Raw genomic sequence first — 17986 nt, forward strand, 5'->3', positions numbered from 1 at the left:
GAATATTCGCCGAGGTTGTCCCTCGGTCATTACGATACTGCGGCCTCGAGGAGGGCGTTATGATCTGGTTCATAGTCGCGGTATTTGCGCTGGATCTCGATCTGGTCGGCGAGGTATTTCGCGTCGTGCCAGACTCCCCAGATGAAGCTCGAGCCGCGACGTGACAGCCATGGGAGACCGAGGAAGTACATGCCGGGAACAGGTGTGACGCCGCGCTGCTGGACTGGGTAGCCGCGCTCGTCGAGGACTCCGCTGACCTGCAGCCAGGAGTAGTCGACTCCGAATCCGGTCGCCCAGATCACGGTCTGCACGTCCGCCTCGGCGAGGTCGAGTTCGAGGATCGGGTCAGTGACCGACTCAGGGTCAGGTCCGAGGATGTGCGCTTCGGGCTCCTGGGGAAGATCGAGACCGTTGCGTTCGATGTACTCATCGGCCTCACGCAGCAGAGACAGGTAGTTGTCGTCGCCGCGGGCGATGTTCTTCCCGAGGTCGGAACCGATCTGCAGCTTGCCGTCGGTGAAGGAGTTCGCGCGTCCCAGCAAAGTGATTCCCGAGGCCGCGAGGTTGCGGAAGTCCACGGTGTGTCCCCCTTCGGCACCGCTGACGGCGATGGTGACGTGGTCGGCGCCCACGGGTGGGGCCGCGAGGTCCCATTTGCCCAGGGCACCGAGCCACCAGCAGAAGTCGCGGTTGCGGTAGGCACGTGGCGGGCGATCGTGCGGTCCCACGGCAAGGTAGACCTTCTTGCCGGACTTCTGGATCTCAGCGGCGATCTGCACGCCCGAGGAACCTGCACCGACGACGAGTACGGCGCCCTCGTCGAGCTGCGCAGGATTCTTGTACGAGTTCGAATGGATCTGGGTGATCCCGGAGCTCTCGGGAATGATCTTCGGGATGATCGGGGTCTGGAATGGTCCGGTCGCGGCGACGACGTAGTCGGCCTCGATGGTGCCCTGATCGGTTTCGACGAGGTAGCCGCGGGCCTTTTCGCGTTCAGTCACAGCAGTCACGGTGACTCCGGTGCGCACGGGAAGATTGTTGTTCTCGACGAGGGTCCGGAAGTAGTCGGCGACCTGGTCCTTGGTCGCGAATCCGTCGGGGTCGACGTCGGCGAATTCCTGTGTCGGGAACCGGTCATGCCAGGCGGGACCGTTGGCGACGAGGGAGTCCCAACGCCTCGACTGCCATGCCTCGGCGATCCGGTTCTTCTCCAGAACGATGTGGGGCACTCCCCTGGACTGCAGGTGCTCGCTCATCGCGATTCCGGCTTGGCCCGCGCCGATGATGACGACTTCGGTGGTCTCAGCTTCTTTGCCCGGCATGGGACACTCCTGTTCTCGAAAACCGCATCTGACCTGCAGATACGGCACTTGCGTCTTTGCTCGTGGGGCGATCATGTTCCTCGCCCTCTCGTGGTCCAGCAAACCGCAGGTGAGAGTGTCAATGCCAATAGTTGTTGACGGTCAATTGCATCTACTGAATAGATGTAGCCGTCTAATGTCAATCATTTCCGGGTATCTCGAAGCTCGGCAGAACGAGCACAGCCCAGCAGAATCTCCCGGGCAACCGGAGCGTGACTGTCAGGAAGAAATCTCACTCGGGGCCGCCTCGGCGAGGATCTCGCGCATCATCGTCGTCACTGCCTTCGCCTTCGCGGTTCCGGCCGCCTGTGCCAGGGCGGAGACGACGAGGTGAAGGCTGGGTGCGGGATCGGAGATCTCGAGAATCGAAGTCTTCGCTCCGGTGTAGGTCTGCTCGATGTCGGGGCGCTGGTTGAGGATCGAGAACCCCAGCCCCATCGCGACCATCGAACGTACGGTCTCGTAGTTCGAGGACTTGTACTTGACCTTGGGCGTGATGCCGGCGTTGCGCAGCATGGTGAGGAAGTATTCGCGACTGTCGGGCAGGTCGAGGAGAACGAGGGGGTCCTCGGCGAGCGCGGACAGCTTGACCTTCTTCTTCCCGGCCAAGCGGTGGTTCGTATCGACGATGACGTGCGGTCGCACTTCACCGACACGATGGGCCTGAATGCCTTCGGCGTCGGTAAGGTCGTAGTTGATGGCGATCTCCGCCCTTCCGCTGCGAAGCGCGGTCATGCACTCCTCGTGGTCACCCTCGACGACCTCGATCGACAGCTCCGGGTGTCGGTCATTCAACCGTCCGATGAGCTGGGGAAGGATGAACGGGGCCAGGGTTTTGAAGCAGGCGAGGACGATCGTGCCACGGACTTCGTTCTGCCCAGCCTGGATCGATTCGACCGCATCGGTGATGAGTCCGAAGATCTGGCGGGTCTCGTGGAGCAATCCTTCGCCGGCAGGAGTGAGGACGAGCCCCTTCGAGTGCTGGCGGACGAAGAGCGGGGCGCCGAGCGCCTTCTCCAGCTGATTGATCGCAGTCGAAACAGCCGACTGCGCGATGTGGAGCTCTTGGCTTGCCGTCGTCATGTTCAACGTCTTCGCGCACTCCGCGAAGTACGAGAGCTGGGTGAGCGTGATCGAGAATCTGTGCACCATGGCGACCTCTTCGTCCTGGGAATCTAATTATCAGATGGAGCCTCTAGATAATAACTATTTCACAGATACCCCGATGTTTCCGAGAATGGAAACACACATGAACGGCTCAGCACACCGTTCGACATGTTCCGATCAGCTCGAAGAGGAGACCGAAGTGGCCGAACCCACGCACACACGTCTGAGAATGTTCAACACCAAAGAGACCTACCCCGAACAGAACCTCGACAATGATCTGTGCCAGGCCGTCGTCGCCGGCGGTGTCGTCTACCTCCGCGGTCAGATCGGCCAGGACCTTGAGACTCGCGAATCCGTGGGCATCGGTGACGTCACCGCGCAGGCGGAGAAGGCGATGTCCAATATCGCCATGCTCCTCGACGAGGCCGGCAGCAGGCTCGAGGACATCGTCAAGGTCACCATCTACATCATCGACCCCCGCTACCGAGAGGACGTCTACCGCACCGTGGGCAAATGGCTCAAGGGCGTCTACCCCGTCTCGACCGGCATCGTCGTTCAGGCCCTGGCTCGCCCGGAATGGCTCGTCGAGATCGACGCCACCGCCGTCATCAGCGAGCCCACCACCGCTGAGGTGGCACAATGACCTTCTCCCTCCTCCTCCACGATCCCGACACCGGTGAATTCGGCTCGGCGATCGCTTCCTCATCACCTGCTGTTGCCGCCCGCTGCCTCAACCTGGCCGATGGGATCGGCGGAGTGAACTCGCAGAACGTCACCGACCCCCGCCTCGGCGGCGCGATCCTCTCTGAGATGTCGGCCGGGAAATCGGCACAGGCCGCACTCGATGCCGTCGTCAACACCCTCGACCCGGCAGCGGCCGCCTACCGACAGCTGCTCGTCATCGATGCTTCCGGACGCACAGCCGTTCATTCAGGCGATGAGGCGCTCGGCATCTTCGGCTCTCGAACAGAGAAGAACGCCGTATCCGGAGGCAATATGCTCGCCTCACTCAGCGTCCTCGACGCCTTCGTCGAAGCATCCTTGAACGCTTCGGGGCGAATCGAAGAACGGCTCTTCGCCGGGTTCACCGCCGCGATGGCCGAAGGCGGAGAGGCCGGACCCGTGCACTCTGCTGGACTCTCCGTCGTCAGCGACGCTGGATGGCGGGTGACGGATCTGCGAGTCGACTGGGCCGATGAGGATCCCATCGCCGAGCTCGGCGAACTCCTCGACATCTGGATGCCGCAGCGCGAGGACTACATCACCCGCGGACTCGACCCCGTGGCCTCACCGTCCTACGGCGTCCCCGGAGACGAGCGATGAGCCAGTCCACGGACGTCGACGTGTCTACAACAGCCGGCTCGTCCTCATCAACGGGCGCCGCATCGGCGACGACCGCAGATCAGTCCGTCAAGGATCGGGTCGCCGCTCGCCTCGCCGAGGTGTCCCCCGCGCTCGTGGACCTGTCGAATTCACTCCACGACGATCCGGAGATCGGGTGGCAGGAGTTCCGGTCCTCCGCCTCGGTGGCTGGCGTTCTGGCAGATCATGACTTCACCGTCGAACAGCCCTATCTGGGGCTCGAGACCGCTTTTCGCGCGACGTTCGGATCGGGCGACTTCACCATCGGATTCCTCGCCGAATATGATGCACTGCCCGGCCTCGGCCATGCCTGCGGGCACAACCTCATCTCCGCAATGAGCGTCGGCGGGGCCATCGGCCTTGCCGCTGCGGCAGAGGACTTAGGACTCAGCGTCGAGGTCATCGGCACTCCCGCCGAGGAAGGTGGCGGCGGCAAGATCGAACTGCTCGAACGTGGAGCGTTTGCGAACCTCGACTTCGCGCTCATGGCCCACCCCGCTCCTGTCGACGTCGCTGAGGCAGAACCGTTCGCAGTCACCCACTGGCACGTCGAATACTCGGGTCGCGCGGCTCATGCGGCCGCCTATCCGGAGCGCGGAATCAACGCCAACGATGCCTTCCTCGTCGCCCAGGTCGCCCTGGGTCTGCTGCGTCAGCAGCTGCCGAAGACCGTGCGCGTCCACGGCGTGATGACCAACGGCGGTGAAGCACCCAACGCCATTCCGGCGAAGACCGAGGGCCGCTGGTATGTCCGTGCGGAGACCACCGAGGAACTCCTCGAGGTGGAGAAGCGAGTCATCGACTGCTTCGAGGCCGGAGCCCTGGCCACCGGTGCCACGCTGACGATCACTCCGGAGAGCAAACGGTATGCGGAGATGCGCACCGATGAGGACGCGCTCGAGGCCTACCGCGCCAATGCCATCACACTCGGCCGCAACTTCGACGTCGATCCGATTGCCGCCACGATGAACCGTGCCTCGACGGATATGGGCAACGTGTCCCAAATGGTCAATGCGATCCATCCCTACATCGGGGTCGGCGGAGAGGCCAGCAATCATCAGGCGGCCTTTGCTGAGTCGTGTGTCGGCCCGGAGGCCGAACGGACTCTGATCGACGGTGCCACGGCACTGGCCTGGACTGCCGCCGACGTCAGCGCCCGACGGACGGGTGCCTGACCAACCGATTCACCGGCTCGGTGAAACGACAACAGCCACCCGCATGTGCCGAGCTGTTGTCGGTTCACCGAGCCGAAGCCGCCGGCACACCGCCGGCGCCTGAGGTTCCAAAGGAGGAACTCGATATGAGCGGTGCACACCCTGCCGACGCGAATGACCTGGCCTATAAGAAGGGCCTGCAGAAGAGCGTCGCCGCCGGATCCATCGGCGTGCTCGTCCACTGGTTCGACTGGGCCGTCTACGCCTATATGGCGACGACGATCGCAGCGATCTTCTTCCCCGAGGGCGACGAAACTGCGGGCCTGCTCGCAACCTTCGCCGTCTTCGCAGTCTCCTTCCTCGTCCGTCCGATCGGTGCGATCATCTTCGGCCGCCTCGGCGACAAGCTCGGACGCAAGGTCACCCTCTCGGTCGTCATCCTTGCCATGGCGGCCTCGACTCTCGTGCTCGGCATCCTGCCGACCTACGAGACGATCGGGATGCTCGCCCCGATCCTCCTCATCGTCACCCGCATCGTCCAGGGCCTGGCCGCTGGCGGCGAGTTCGGCAGTGCGGCGGCGTTCCTCGGCGAGTTCTCACCCCGGAAACGCCGCGGCTTCGGCTGCAGCTGGCTCGAATTCGGCTCCCTGCTCGGGTTCCTCCTCGCCTCTCTCGTCGTCTTCCTGCTCACCCAGGCACTCAGCCCCGAACAGGTGCTGGCCGGCGGTTGGAGAATCCCGTTCCTCATCACCGTTCCGTTGGGCCTCATCGGCCTCTACATTCGTCGCAAGATCGAGGACACCCCTGAGTTTGAGGCGCTGCAGAAGATGGAGACCGTCTCCGAGTCACCACTGCGTGAGGTCTTCAAGCGCAACCCCAAACAGTTCCTGCAGACGTGCGGCATGGAGATCTTCATGAACGTCACGTTCTATGTCGTCCTCGTCTACCTGCTCACCTATCAGGAGACCGAGCTGGGCTTCGATCCCGGCCGGGCGGCCCTTCTCTCGACGCTGGCCTCGGCTCTCGGGCTCATCATTGTTCCGCTGTCGGGCATCGCCTCCGACAAGTTCGGTCGCAAGCCTGTGCTCATGACCGCCGCGGTCTCCCTGACTGTTCTCGCGGTCCCACTGTTCATGCTCATGCAGGTGCAGTCCGACCTGGCCGCGTTCGTCTCGACCTTCGGGCTGGCGTTCATCCTCGCCATCATCCTCGGCACTCACGCCGTGACCGTCGTCGAGCTCTTTCCGACGCGGACCAGGCAGACCGGGCTCTCGATCGCCTATGCACTCACCGCTGCCCTATTCGCCGGCACCGCGCCCTACGCCCTGACCTGGCTGATCGGGAACACCGGCAGCATGCTCAGCCCCGGCTTCTTCCTCGCCGTCGTCGGCGTCATCGGCATCATCACCGTGGTCTCGATTCCCGAGACCAAAGGCATCGACCTCCTCAAGGACGACGACCTCGACGCCCCAACAACCACCGATTCTCTGACCACCTGAGCCATTTCGAACGACTGGAGACTCACTCATGACCGACACCATCTCGGCACCCAGCACTGCCGCCACGACCTGGCATGACAAGGCTGCGAAGCTGAGCATCGACGGGCGCCCGGTGATCAACGGCAAGCGCGTGGACGCGATCTCCGGCCAAACCCAGGCGAAGACTAACCCAGCGAACGGTGAGACGATCTCGCAGCTCCACCTCGGCGGGCCGGACGATGTCGATGCCGCGGTGAGTGCGGCACGCACCGCGTATGAGACCGGTGAGTGGTCACGAGCCTCGGCCACGCATCGCCGTGAGGTGCTGCTGCGTCTGGCAGATCTCATAGAAACACGAGCCGACGAATTCGCACTCCTCGACACCCTCGACATGGGCAAGCCGATCGGGGAATCCTCGACGATCGACGCCCCCGGTTCCGCCGCGCTCTACCGCTTCTACGGTGAGGCGATCGAGAAGACCGCCGACGAAATCCCGGTCACCCCAGTGGGGTCGACGGCGCTGGTGACCCGTGAGCCCCTCGGGGTCATCGGCATCATCGTGCCGTGGAACTACCCGCTGGAGATCGCGACGTGGAAGATCGCTCCGGCCCTGGCAGCGGGCAATGCGCTCGTGGTCAAACCACCGGTCGAGGCTTCGCACTCGATCCTGCTGTTGGCCGAACTCGCCGCCGAGGCGGGGGTTCCGGCGGGCATCCTCAACGTCGTTCCCGGTCGCGGATCGGTCGTCGGCAAGGCTCTGGGCATGCACATGGACGTCGACATGCTCGGCTTCACCGGCTCCACCGAGGTGGCCATGCAGCTCCAGCAGTACGCCGGAACCTCGAACATGAAACGTCTGGCCCTGGAGGCCGGCGGGAAGAGTTCGAACATCATCTTCGCCGACTGCGATGACCTCGAGGCGGCTGCCAGCAAGTCGGCGTTCGGTGCCTTCTACAACCAGGGTGAGGTGTGCTCGGCGAACTCACGCATCTTCGTCGAACGGCCCGTGTACGAGAAGTTCCTCGGACTCTTCACGGCCGCGGCCGATAGCTTCCAGCCCGGCGATCCGCTGGATCCGGACACGGCGATCGGTTCGCTGGTGTCTGAGAAGCACGCCGATCAGGTGTGGGAGTGCGTCGAGGAGGCTCGCGCGGACGGCACCATCGTCAAGGGCGGCAACCGCCCGGAGATCAACGGCTCCAAGGCGTTCATCGATCCCACGATCGTCACCGATCTGCCGGCCGATCACCGTCTCCACCAGCATGAGATCTTCGGACCCGTCGCTCTCGTCACGCCCTTCGACACCGAGGATGAGGCAATTGAGAAGGCCAACGGAACACCCTATGGTCTTGCGGCATCGATGTGGACCGGCAGCATGGCCCGAGCCCATCGAGTTTCGTCCCGCCTGGTCGCCGGCACGGTCTCGGTGAACACCGTTGATGCACTCGGCTTCACGACACCCTTCGGCGGGTTCAAGCAGTCCGGCTTCGGCCGTGATCTCTCGGTCCACGCCCTGGAGAACTACTCGGACTTCAAGACGACTTGGCTGCAGTGGGGGTGAACCCTCTTACGCTCTCCCGCGTCCGGCTTCAGTTGGGCGCGGGAGAGCGCAACAGGCAGTTGTCCCACGAATAGCACCAACAGACACCACAAAGAAGTGAGCTGATAATGAGCGCGAAGTTTCCGGAGCTGAGATCGGTGGAATTCGTTCCGCACAACGAACGGCACGGCCATCCTGCCAGTCAATTCCCCCTATGGTTCAGCGTCAACATGATGGTGTTGACCACTCTGACAGGAGGAATCGGAGTTCTTTCTGGACTCAATATGTTCTGGAGTGTCGTAGCGATCATCTGCGGCAACTTCCTCGGCGCATTCTTCGTGGCTGGCCATTCTGTTCAGGGCCCCGTGCTTGGGATCCCGCAGATGATTCAAAGCCGAGCACAATTCGGAGTCTTCGGCGCAGCGATTCCTTTGGTCGCGGTGCTCGTCATGTACGTCGGCTATTTCGCCAGCAACTCTGTCATTGCCGGAGACGCCATTGATGCTGGCACCCCCATTGGGAAGAATTGGGGCATTGTCATATCGGGCCTCGTCATTTTGGTGATCACCTTCTACGGGCACGACCTCATTCACAAAATCGAACGATGGTTCGCCATCATTCTGGGGGCTGGCTTCCTCGCCGTCACCGTGGTTGTGATTCAGCACGGTCTTCCCGTGGGCTCTTGGAATGTCGGCGATTTCAACGGAACCGCATTCCTCCTGCTCATCGCCGCCACAGCAACATGGCAACTGACGTTTGCCCCATACGTGGCCGACTATTCGCGATACCTGCCCATCAACACCAGCGGCAGACAGACCTTCATTTTCACCTATCTCGGCCTCGTAGTCAGCACCACATGGCTGATGACACTCGGCGCAATGCTGACGACAATCTTTTCCGAGTATGGTTCCCAGCCCAGTCAGACCATTGCCTGGCTCTTTCCCACCGCATTGGCTCCTGCTGTCTACATCTTCATCGTGCTCGGTGTCATCGCCACCAACGTGTTCAACCTATATGGCGCGTTTATGTCACTGACGACAATCGTGGATACGTTCAGACGAGTGAAGACAACTCTGTCTGCGCGAGCGGCGCTCTTCCTCATCGTCTTCGTCGCAGCCACGTTGGTGGCGGTGATGGCCAGCAATGACTTCATGACCTTCTTCGAGAATCTCTTGCTTGTCCTCGGGTACATGCTCTTCCCGTGGACCACCATCAATCTTGTCGACTTCTTCTTCGTCCGTAAGGGCCGATACGTCGTCGGCGATATTTTCGATCCCGATGGGCGTTACGGACGGTTCAACTCGCGTGCTCTTATCGCCTACGCAGCAACAATCCTCGTAGAGATCCCTTTCATGAGCACCGCGTTCTTTACCGGGTTCCTCTTTGAAGCAGTCGGCGGAATCGACTATGCCTGGATCATCGCACTCACACTTCCAGGAATCATCTACTTCGTTCTGATGAAGAAGACACGCCAAGTCAGCGACGAACTCGAGTCAGACACCCATCTGATGACTACCCACTGACCTGAACCAACAAACAAGGAGAACACTATGACCAAGTTCGAAAATAAGACCTTCATCGTCACCGGTGGTGGCTCTGGCCTAGGGAAAGCAACGTGCCACCGCTTGGCAGCCGATGGAGCACAGATCGGTGTACTGGACCTGAAGCGCGAAGCGGCCGAAGCGGTTGCCAATGAGATCAACCAGGGACGATCGACGACGATCGCAATCGCGCTTGAAACCGATGTCACCAACGCAGAAGCCGTAGAGAGCGCTGTTGCCGATACAGTCAAGGAGTTCGGAGCACTTCACGGAGTCGTCAACTGCGCAGGCATTGCCCTCGGCGAGGGAGGCGTAGTGGCCTGCACCGAAAAGGCGTGGGACACAATGATGGCAGTCAACGTCAAGAGCATCTTTTTGACGGGAAAGTATGCAATCCCCGAAATCGCGCGTGCGGGCGGAGGATCAGTCGTGAATATCGCTTCGGTCTTCGGGTTCGTTGTCAACAAAGACGAATGCGCATATGCCGCCTCCAAAGGAGCCGTCATCAATCTCACCCGCCAGATGGCATTGCAGCATGCTGAAGACAAGGTTCGAGTCAATGCGATTTGTCCTGCCGACGCTGACACTCCGCTTATCGAGGGACTCATCGGTAAGTCCGGCGCAGAGCTCGAAGCCGAGAAGGCAGAACTTGCCGCTCCTATTCCGATGGGCCACCTCACTAAGCCCGACGACGTCGCCGCCGGCATCGTGTTCCTTCTGTCCTCTGACTCGGCGTTCATCACAGGCGTTTCTCTGCCAGTCGATGGCGGTTTCCTGATCCAGTAGTTTCGCCCGCAACCACAAGGATTTGTCCTTGACGCTCGGCGTCAGCTCTTCAGTGGGCTGGCGCCGAGTTTGTTATTAGTAGCTGGATAGACCTCAAGGGCCGTAATTCTCTGAGTAAGCCTGTTCGCAAACGTCATTCGAATTGATGCTGCCAGTCCAGCCATCGCTCCCCCGACGCGCGTCCCTCATTGTGCCCTACGTTATTCACGACTACCCACGTGCGGCCCTCAATAAGGCGGCATATCGAGTCTGATCCACGCGAATAGTCTCAGAGACAATCAGCCCAGAAGTCGTGGGCCGCTGAACATACTCGCCCGCAACTGGCAGAACCGTAATGTTTCTCAGCCCACTCGCATATGCTTCCGACAGCGATTCCGTGACCGCGCTTTCTGGACGACTCGACCCGCTGTGTTCGCGCAGTGGCCACGACCAGTGATCGAATGCAGCCAGGTCGATGCCTTCGTCGCTCGGCGTCATGTTTCCCCATTGCGGCATGGGAACATGCGAACGCGGCTGTTCTGCTCCGTACTGTGAATACCACTTAATGCGTGCATCCCACAGCTGAGACCACTCTTGGCTCAGCTCCGACGCACTCACGCCCTCAGGAAGAACAGTCTCGCCGACATCAGGGGCTTGGGAAGGGTCCGGAACATCTGGCCTCACAGCCAGAGCCCAAGCATGCCGAAGGAACAGAAGCTTCAACAGTCCGCTCGGCTTCGAATCGACCGCGATATTCTGTGGAGTCGTCAGTGCATCCGAGGATTCAGTCATCATGGCCCTCCCAACTCGGTATTCGTGTCGGCGGTGGTGGCTATTCCACACTATTGAAACAAACATCGTTGCCGATAGTCACCCAACCGACACCCGCCATGACCTCCGCAATTACACCGGCCCCTGAGAGCCGCCCTTCTCGTCGGCAGCCTGGAAACCCAGACTGATCTGCGGCGGATCCGGCCGCTTATCAATCGCTGCTGAGGTTTTGAGCCTTTAAGGCTTCGATATCGGGTTCGCCCATGCCAATGACGACCGACCGAGACCTTGTGAGCCACCCGGAATTCTCATTGTCATTGTGGGCTTTCGACGATGTCATCTTGATGATTTCAGGCTCGGACGTGGCTGCGGGCCACAGCTGGAGAAGGAGGTGATCCTTTGCTCCGTGATCTTGCTCGATCAGCTCGTCCGTGTCCGAATCATCTCGTCCGCACAGATGGATGCGGATTCGATAGAACTCCCCTTTCTCCAGAGCAGGAGCTCCCGAACCACAGTCGGAGAGTTCACTACTTTCGCTGAATATTCCAACCAACGTCACCGGATCGCCCTCAGCAGCTAACGCACTCAGTTCGACGACATCTTCCCAGTCCTCGGCAGAGCTCTCTGGCGCGTGGTCGAGATGTTCAATCGTGACCTCAACGGGTCCGTACATTGCACCCGTATGCACAGTCATTCCACCCGCACTATCGACCGAGACCGTCCCACCCAGGACGGCATCTGCCAGAGATGGTGCTGTCATAGGTGTGAGGCAGAGCCTCCAGTTTTCGGTCTGTACTACTTGTCTGTGCATGTGTTCCGACCTTTCAAAATTTCGCGCAGTGAGGGAATCGACCGCGAGCATTCGTCACAGGGGGCAGTCTCATCCTTCACCCAACCGGCACCCCGCCATAACCCCGGCGTTGGCGGCGATCATCCGATAGATGTCCTCACCATCAAGCGGCGTCCCGCCCATGAGGTGCAGCCCGTACGCATCCTCCATCGCCACCAGGTTGCTCGCCGCCGTCTCGACTGGCAGCGCCATCGTGAACTCACCCGCCTTAGCACCTTCGCTGAGCACATCGACGTAGAGTGAGACCTCGAGGCGGTAGAGCTCGGCCATCAGCTGCGCATGAAACGTATCCCGGTAGGCGTGGGTGTGCAGCTCGTTGAGCACCTGGAAGTCGATATCGTCTCGCGACTGGGGAATTCCGCTGCGGATGATGCGCCGGAGCCTGACTCGTGGCCCCTCACCCTCAGCCTCCTGTTGTCTGCGGTTCCAATAGAAGCGCGACACGGCATCCTCATGCACCTCGCGCACCAGATCGCCGAGGTCCGGATAGTAGTATGCAACCGACCCGGCACCCAGCTCGGAATACGCCGCAACATCGATCGCGCGTAGGCCGTTGAGGCCGCGCTCGACGATAGCCTGCTTGGCCGAGTGGACCAGCTGTTGCCTACGCGCCTTCTGATTCTTCGGTCTCGCCATACCCTCATCATCTCCTGAAGTGATCTAGATCAACACTGATCGCTATGGCAAAAGCGCCACTTTCCTCTGTTCATCACTTCCCGTCCATGCCATTCTTTTGGGTGTAGCCCAAAGAATCAAATAGACGCCCACTCACAAGGAGGTGGATGGTGTCTTCACATGAACAGACCACCGCATACGCGAACGAACAGAAGCAGCATCTGAAGAAGACGCTCGGCCGTTTCGACATCGTGCTCATCGTCATGTCGGCTGTGCTCAGCATCGAAGTCCTCGCCGAGACGGCTGGCTTCGGCGCCGAGACCTTCACCTGGACCCTCGTCCTCGCCATCTTCTTCCTCGTGCCCTACGCCCTGGTGTTCGCCGAGACCGGCAGCTCATTCGTCGGTGAGGGCGGCGCCTACCTGTGGGTCCGCCAAGCCTTCGGTCGGCCTGCCGGTGCGATCGCGTCGATCCTCAGCTGGGTCACTCAGCCCGTCTGGGTCGGCGGTTCGATGGCATTTTTGGCCACGGGAACCTGGAACCAGTTCATCAGCCCACTCGAGTCAGGGTCCGTCGGCGACTGGATCTTCAAGATCGTCTTCATCTGGATCACCGTCCTCGCCGCGATTCTTTCGTTGGCCAAGGCCAAGTGGCTGCCCACTCTCGGCGGCGCGCTCAAGGTCATCTTCATCGCCTTCTTCCTGCTCACCACGATCATCTATGCCTTCCAGAATGGCGTGCAGCCACTGAACCTCTCAGACTTCAGCCCCAGCCTCGGCGGCTTCCTCGGGCTCGTTCCGCTATTACTCTTCTCCTACCTCGGCTTTGAGGCTTCGAACAGCGCATCGGACGAGATGAAGGACCCGAAGAGGGACATCCCAGCCGCGATCGCACGCTCGGGCTTCATCTCGGCTCTCTGCTATCTCCTGCCAGTCCTCGCCATGCTGCTTGTGCTGCCGACGACGACCATCACCGGCATCGGTGGCCTCCTCGACGCGGTGCAGACCGTGTTCAGCGTCTACGGCCCAGCCGCCGAACCGATGGTCGTCATCGCTGCCTTGCTCTTCGTCATCATCCTCGCTTCACAGGGCGCTGCTTGGATGATCATGAGCGATCGCATGCAGGCACTGACTGCTGCCGACGGTGCTTTCTTCGGAGGGTTCTTCGGAAAGATCTCACGCGGCCTGGGCACTCCGGTCAACGTCAATCTGCTCTCGGGCACTGTGGCTACGGTCTTCCTCATCGCGGCCATGCAGCTCAGCGGTGACGCCGGTGCGCTCTTCGGAGTCGTCCTCTCGATCTCCATCTCGACGTTCCTGCTCAGCTACCTGCTCATCATCCCGGCAGCCATCAAACTGCGGTGGATGCACCCCGACATCGAACGCCCGTTCCGCGTGCCCGTGAGCAATGTCGGCTTCACCATCCTCGGCGGCCTCGCCTTCCTCTGGGTGCTGCTCGGATCCTGGGTCGCCATCTTCCCCGGCACTCTCGATCGGCTCTTCGGCCTCAACTACAACTTCCTCGACGAATGGGGCGTGGACCAAGGACCGTTCACCGCGCTCACCCTCGGCACTCTCATCGTCCTCGCCGCCCTCGCGATCGTCGGCTATGTCCGCGGCGCGAAGATCCGCGCCTACCGCCCCGCCCTTGACCCTGAGACGCTGCAAGCCAGTCTCGACAACAACCTCGACAAGCCACTCACAACCCCGGAAGGTGTCTGAACGAAATGACCACGACCACCTCGACAACATCAACCACCTCGACAACATCAACCGCGTCGACCACTTCACACCCCCTCGACCGCCTGACCGGCGAGGAAATCGAACTCAACCGCGCCATCATCGTCGACGCGGGGCACGTGAGCGAGCAGACACTGTTCGCTCTGGTCAGCCTCGTCGAACCCGATAAGCGTGACGTGATCGCCGGAACGACGGGCCTCGATCGTCGCGTGCGCTCCCTCCTCATCGAACGCGGCAGCGGCGAACAGACCGAAGTCCTCGTGTCCCTGACCGGGCGCAAGGTTCTCCTCGCCAGGGTCCTCGACGTCGCGAACGAGGGCCAGGCGCCGATCACGATGACTGAGTACGAGTCGGCCGAGCAGCTGATCCGCAACGACGCCACCTTCCGCGCCGCAGTCGAAGCTCGCGGCATCACCGACATCGAGACCGTGCGCATCTGCGCCCTGTCTGCTGGTCGCTTCGACATTCCCGGCGAGGAGGGCCGTCGCCTCGTACGCGGGTCGTCATTCATCCAGTCGGATCCGCAGGACAATGCCTGGGCACACCCGCTCGAGGGACTCGTCGCCTACCTCGATTTGAATACCGGTGAGGTCATCGAGGTCGTCGACACCGACATCGTCCCGGTGCCCAAGGAACGCTTCGACTACCACCTCGACTCGTGGCTGCCCGAACCTCGCACGACGCAGAAGCCGATCGAGATCTCACAGCCCGAAGGCGTGAGCTTCTCACTCGACGGCGACGTACTCAGCTGGGAGAAGTGGCAGGTTCGCCTCGGCTTCGATCCGGTCGAGGGTCTCGTCCTCCACCAGATCGGCTTCCACGACCACGGGCAGCAGCGACCCATCGTTTATCGCGCCTCTGTTGCCGAGATGGTCGTTCCCTATGGCGATCCGAGCCCCGTGCGCTTTTGGCAGAACTACTTCGATGCCGGCGAGTACTCGATGGGCAAGAGCGCGAACTCGCTCGAGCTCGGATGCGACTGCCTCGGCGAGATCCAGTACTCCGACGCTGTGCTCGCCGACGAACAGGGCCACGCACACACCATCAAGAACGCCATCTGCATCCACGAAGAGGACGCAGGCATCCTGTTCAAGCACACCGATGAGTTCACCGGAGCCGCCGACGTGCGCCGCAACCGCCGCATCGTCATCTCCTTCTTCATCACCGTCGGCAACTACGACTACGGCTTCTACTGGTACCTCTACCTCGACGGCACGATCGAGCTCGAGTGCAAGGCAACCGGTATCGTCTACACCGCAGCCTACGGAGATGAGACTCAGCGTCAGCGCTGGTCCTCCCCGCTCGGAGACGAAGGCCTCGGCATGCCGTTCCACCAGCACATGTTCTGTGCGCGCCTCGACATGCAGGTCGACGGCATTGAGAACGCGGTGAATGAACAGGAAGTCGTGCGCGTTCCCTTCGGTGACGACAACCCGTATGGCAATGCGTTCACCCGCAAGCAGACACGCTTGACCCAGGAAGGCGGACGGCTTGCCAACGGTGAGACCGGACGCGTCTGGCACGTGATCAACCCGGAGAAACAGAACCGCCACGGCTTCCCGGTCGGCTACCAACTTCACATGCCCGACGAGCCGACGATGATGGCAGCTGAGGGTTCGTCAATCTCGAAGCGTGCAGGATTCGGGTCGAAGCACGTGTGGCTGACAAAGTTCGATGAGAACGAGCGCTTCCCGTCGGGAACCTACCCGAATCAGAACCCGGGACAGGGCACCATCACCCAGTGGGTTGAGCAGCAGCGTCCGGTCGACGGTGATGACATCGTTCTCTGGTGCTCGTTCGCAATGACTCACTTCCCGCGCCCCGAGGACTGGCCGATCATGCCCGTTGACCGTCTTGGGTTCTCGATGAAGCCCTACGGCTTCTTCGACCAGAACCCTGCACTCGATGTGCCCCGCCCGAAGGCCGGACACTGTAGCTCCGAGGGCGGCAGCTCCTGCGAGTGCGGCTGACATTCAAGTAGAGGGCGGTGTTCGAGACTGAATGCCCGAACACCGCCCTTTTCGGTAATCTCGCAAATACCTGGTCGCCTAGAGGCAACAAACACGGACGACCGATGCCCAGGGAGGGCGAACACCACATGAGCCCCATCGCATCCGTTCTCATGGTCGTCGCTGCAGTTCCCTGTGTCGTCGGCGCCGTCAGTGCGAGGAATCGGCTGGCGATTACGGCGTCATCGGTGATGCTGCTTGCCATGGTGGATATGGTGTTCGTCAGTGCTCTGCCACCCGTCCTCTGGTCGGGTCTGCTGCTCCTCGTCGGACTGTGCGTAGCGATGAGGCTCGGGTCGAGGGTCAAGGAGAAATCGACATCGCGAGCAATGACTGCCTTGCCGGAGAAAGTTCTTGTCGGCGCCAATGTCGCTCACTCCCCCGCTCATAATTCCATGGACAGCACCGCCGAGTCATCGTCACTGGAACGCCCGACCGAATGGCACAAGGTCCGCCCGTTCCCTCGTCTGGGGCGAACGTCCGCCATCCTGTCCGGGACCGCCTATCCGATCATGGCCTGGCAGGTTCTCAACCACGGGGCACATGCCGTTGCTTCGGGCGCTGGTGCGCACTCCGCTCATCAGCACCACGGGAGCACTTTCGACGGCTCATTCGTCAGCGGTGTCATCACGTTGAGCGTGATCCTCGTAGCGCTGCTACTCGCTCTCTGCACGGTGCAAGCGCTCGCACACAAACGACCGGGGCTGATGCTCGAAAGCCTCGGAATGGCCACGATGCTCACGGTCATGCAGTTCATGCACTGACTCAAACACAACCTCGCCGAGGTGGTCCGACGATATGTCTCGTCGAACCACCTCGGCGTTCCTCGTTGTATTACTGGGTCACATCGGTTCGACGGTCCCAGAACTTTTCGTGAGCCGCAGCTGCTTCATCTTCGAGCAGTGGGCCGAGAACTTCGATGTTTTGTTGACCGCGTGCGATGACTTCTCGGCAGGGGAGGTCAAAGGTGGGGTTCTCGGGATCGTCGCCGGTCAATTCCAGCAGTCTGCTCTCGGACAGGGCGTAGACGATGCGCCCGATCCCCGTCCAGTAGATGGCGCCGGTGCACATGACGCAGGGTTCGGCGCTCGTGTAGAGAGTCGCCGTTGGCAGCTCCTCGGCCGGAACCTTTCGTGCGGCTTCTGCGGCCACACTCAGCTCAGCATGCTGAGTGGGATCACCCTCGGGCGGCATCGAGTTGTTGCCTGCGGACGCAATGACCGAACCGTCAGCGGAGACAACCATGGAGGCGAACGGATGTCGTCCCCGGTTTCTCGCATCCGTTGCGAGGTCGATGGTCTGGCGAAGAAGCGCCAGGTCTGTGTTCGTAGGTTCGGTGGCGCCCACGGCTTCCACATCAGCTTGTCGCGACGCTGCAGAATCCGACGCTGATCTGGCGGCCCGCTTCTTCGCCTTCAGGTAGCTGAAATACTCCTCCACGGTAAAGACTAGGGCGAGGAGGGAGAGAAGGACGAAAGGCGCTACCGGCGTATCGTCTGAGCCGAGATTCACCAGGAAGAAGAACAGCGCTGCGGCTCCCATAACGCCGATGTTCCAGGCAACCCGCTTGAAGTGTTTCGCTTTGAGGGCCTGCAGAGTCTCCGATTCAACCGTCCCCTCGTTCATCTTCGAAGCCTCCATGCAGTCAGAACAAACCAGCTTGCGACTCGGTGATCGTGAGGATCACGCTACTG

15 protein-coding genes are annotated in these 17986 nt (G+C 61.2%); 10 read left to right on the forward strand and 5 right to left on the reverse strand.

Translation table 11 applies throughout. The features are described from left to right. Nucleotides 1-29: 29 nt before the first annotated feature. Nucleotides 30-1322: a flavin-containing monooxygenase gene (locus HU144_RS02130; RefSeq protein ID WP_235349933.1), complete on the reverse strand. Its 1293-nt coding sequence runs from the start codon at nt 1320-1322 to the stop codon at nt 30-32. Between the two features lie 258 nt (nt 1323-1580). Continuing rightward, nucleotides 1581-2513, reverse strand: a complete 933-nt coding sequence (locus tag HU144_RS02135; RefSeq protein ID WP_235349934.1) for a LysR substrate-binding domain-containing protein — start codon at nt 2511-2513, stop codon at nt 1581-1583. Between the two features lie 184 nt (nt 2514-2697). On the opposite strand from HU144_RS02135, the gene HU144_RS02140 reads away from it, so the two are divergent. The 7 genes from HU144_RS02140 to HU144_RS02170 all read left to right on the forward strand — a co-directional run bounded on the left by HU144_RS02140 (nt 2698) and on the right by HU144_RS02170 (nt 10329). After that, on the forward strand, nt 2698-3111 hold the full coding sequence (locus tag HU144_RS02140; protein ID WP_235352635.1) for a RidA family protein: 414 nt from the start codon (nt 2698-2700) through the stop codon (nt 3109-3111). Further along, complete coding sequence (locus HU144_RS02145; RefSeq protein ID WP_235349935.1) at nt 3108-3791, forward strand: DUF1028 domain-containing protein; 684 nt, start codon at nt 3108-3110, stop codon at nt 3789-3791. Before HU144_RS02140 ends, HU144_RS02145 begins: the two co-directional genes overlap by 4 nt. Further along, the gene (locus HU144_RS02150) at nt 3788-5005 is read left to right on the forward strand and encodes a M20 family metallopeptidase (protein WP_235349936.1); all 1218 of its coding nucleotides are present in this window, start codon (nt 3788-3790) and stop codon (nt 5003-5005) included. The genes HU144_RS02145 and HU144_RS02150 overlap by 4 nt, the downstream gene beginning before the upstream one ends. Before the next feature lie 125 nt (nt 5006-5130). After that, the gene (locus HU144_RS02155) at nt 5131-6483 is read left to right on the forward strand and encodes an MFS transporter (protein WP_235349937.1); all 1353 of its coding nucleotides are present in this window, start codon (nt 5131-5133) and stop codon (nt 6481-6483) included. Between the two features lie 28 nt (nt 6484-6511). Further along, nucleotides 6512-8023 (forward strand): aldehyde dehydrogenase family protein, encoded by a 1512-nt coding sequence (locus HU144_RS02160; RefSeq protein WP_235349938.1) that lies wholly within the window; start codon nt 6512-6514, stop codon nt 8021-8023. 107 nt (nt 8024-8130) lie between these two features. Then, nucleotides 8131-9525 carry a purine-cytosine permease family protein gene (locus tag HU144_RS02165; RefSeq protein WP_235349939.1) on the forward strand — a complete coding sequence of 465 codons (1395 nt, stop codon included), beginning with the start codon at nt 8131-8133 and terminating at the stop codon, nt 9523-9525. Nucleotides 9526-9552: 27 nt separating this feature from the next. Then, nucleotides 9553-10329, forward strand: a complete 777-nt coding sequence (locus HU144_RS02170; RefSeq protein ID WP_235349940.1) for an SDR family NAD(P)-dependent oxidoreductase — start codon at nt 9553-9555, stop codon at nt 10327-10329. A 961-nt stretch (nt 10330-11290) separates the two neighbouring features. On the opposite strand, the gene HU144_RS02175 is transcribed toward HU144_RS02170, so the two are convergent. Then, nucleotides 11291-11773, reverse strand: a complete 483-nt coding sequence (locus tag HU144_RS02175) for a hypothetical protein (protein WP_235349941.1) — start codon at nt 11771-11773, stop codon at nt 11291-11293. A 186-nt stretch (nt 11774-11959) separates the two neighbouring features. Next, on the reverse strand, nt 11960-12565 hold the full coding sequence (locus tag HU144_RS02180) for a TetR/AcrR family transcriptional regulator (RefSeq protein ID WP_235349942.1): 606 nt from the start codon (nt 12563-12565) through the stop codon (nt 11960-11962). 146 nt (nt 12566-12711) lie between these two features. Here HU144_RS02180 and HU144_RS02185 point away from each other — a divergent pair, with 146 nt between their 5' ends. The 3 genes from HU144_RS02185 (at nt 12712) to HU144_RS02195 (ending at nt 17056) form a co-directional block, all read left to right on the forward strand. Beyond that, complete coding sequence (locus HU144_RS02185; RefSeq protein ID WP_235349943.1) at nt 12712-14265, forward strand: APC family permease; 1554 nt, start codon at nt 12712-12714, stop codon at nt 14263-14265. A gap of 5 nt (nt 14266-14270) precedes the next feature. Beyond that, nucleotides 14271-16253, forward strand: a complete 1983-nt coding sequence (locus tag HU144_RS02190) for a primary-amine oxidase (protein ID WP_235349944.1) — start codon at nt 14271-14273, stop codon at nt 16251-16253. Nucleotides 16254-16381: 128 nt separating this feature from the next. Continuing rightward, nucleotides 16382-17056: a hypothetical protein gene (locus HU144_RS02195; protein WP_235349945.1), complete on the forward strand. Its 675-nt coding sequence runs from the start codon at nt 16382-16384 to the stop codon at nt 17054-17056. A gap of 70 nt (nt 17057-17126) precedes the next feature. On the opposite strand, the gene HU144_RS02200 is transcribed toward HU144_RS02195, so the two are convergent. Next, entirely contained in the window at nt 17127-17933 is an 807-nt protein-coding gene (locus HU144_RS02200; protein WP_235349946.1) for a nucleoside deaminase, read from the reverse strand. Nucleotides 17934-17986 lie beyond the last annotated feature (53 nt).

Source organism: Brevibacterium sp. UCMA 11752, from assembly GCF_021532235.1.
GTDB lineage: Bacteria > Actinomycetota > Actinomycetes > Actinomycetales > Brevibacteriaceae > Brevibacterium > Brevibacterium antiquum.

Excerpts from the sequence above, each read along its gene's own strand:
- HU144_RS02130 (WP_235349933.1), bottom strand. The coding sequence starts at position 1,322 with ATGCCGGGCAAAGAAGCTGAGACCACCGAAGTCGTCATCATCGGCGCG.
- HU144_RS02135 (WP_235349934.1), bottom strand. The coding sequence starts at position 2,513 with ATGGTGCACAGATTCTCGATCACGCTCACCCAGCTCTCGTACTTCGCG.
- HU144_RS02140 (WP_235352635.1), top strand. The coding sequence starts at position 2,698 with ATGTTCAACACCAAAGAGACCTACCCCGAACAGAACCTCGACAATGAT.
- HU144_RS02145 (WP_235349935.1), top strand. The coding sequence starts at position 3,108 with ATGACCTTCTCCCTCCTCCTCCACGATCCCGACACCGGTGAATTCGGC.
- HU144_RS02150 (WP_235349936.1), top strand. The coding sequence starts at position 3,788 with ATGAGCCAGTCCACGGACGTCGACGTGTCTACAACAGCCGGCTCGTCC.
- HU144_RS02155 (WP_235349937.1), top strand. The coding sequence starts at position 5,131 with ATGAGCGGTGCACACCCTGCCGACGCGAATGACCTGGCCTATAAGAAG.
- HU144_RS02160 (WP_235349938.1), top strand. The coding sequence starts at position 6,512 with ATGACCGACACCATCTCGGCACCCAGCACTGCCGCCACGACCTGGCAT.
- HU144_RS02165 (WP_235349939.1), top strand. The coding sequence starts at position 8,131 with ATGAGCGCGAAGTTTCCGGAGCTGAGATCGGTGGAATTCGTTCCGCAC.
- HU144_RS02170 (WP_235349940.1), top strand. The coding sequence starts at position 9,553 with ATGACCAAGTTCGAAAATAAGACCTTCATCGTCACCGGTGGTGGCTCT.
- HU144_RS02175 (WP_235349941.1), bottom strand. The coding sequence starts at position 11,773 with ATGACTGTGCATACGGGTGCAATGTACGGACCCGTTGAGGTCACGATT.
- HU144_RS02180 (WP_235349942.1), bottom strand. The coding sequence starts at position 12,565 with ATGGCGAGACCGAAGAATCAGAAGGCGCGTAGGCAACAGCTGGTCCAC.
- HU144_RS02185 (WP_235349943.1), top strand. The coding sequence starts at position 12,712 with ATGGTGTCTTCACATGAACAGACCACCGCATACGCGAACGAACAGAAG.
- HU144_RS02190 (WP_235349944.1), top strand. The coding sequence starts at position 14,271 with ATGACCACGACCACCTCGACAACATCAACCACCTCGACAACATCAACC.
- HU144_RS02195 (WP_235349945.1), top strand. The coding sequence starts at position 16,382 with ATGAGCCCCATCGCATCCGTTCTCATGGTCGTCGCTGCAGTTCCCTGT.
- HU144_RS02200 (WP_235349946.1), bottom strand. The coding sequence starts at position 17,933 with ATGGAGGCTTCGAAGATGAACGAGGGGACGGTTGAATCGGAGACTCTG.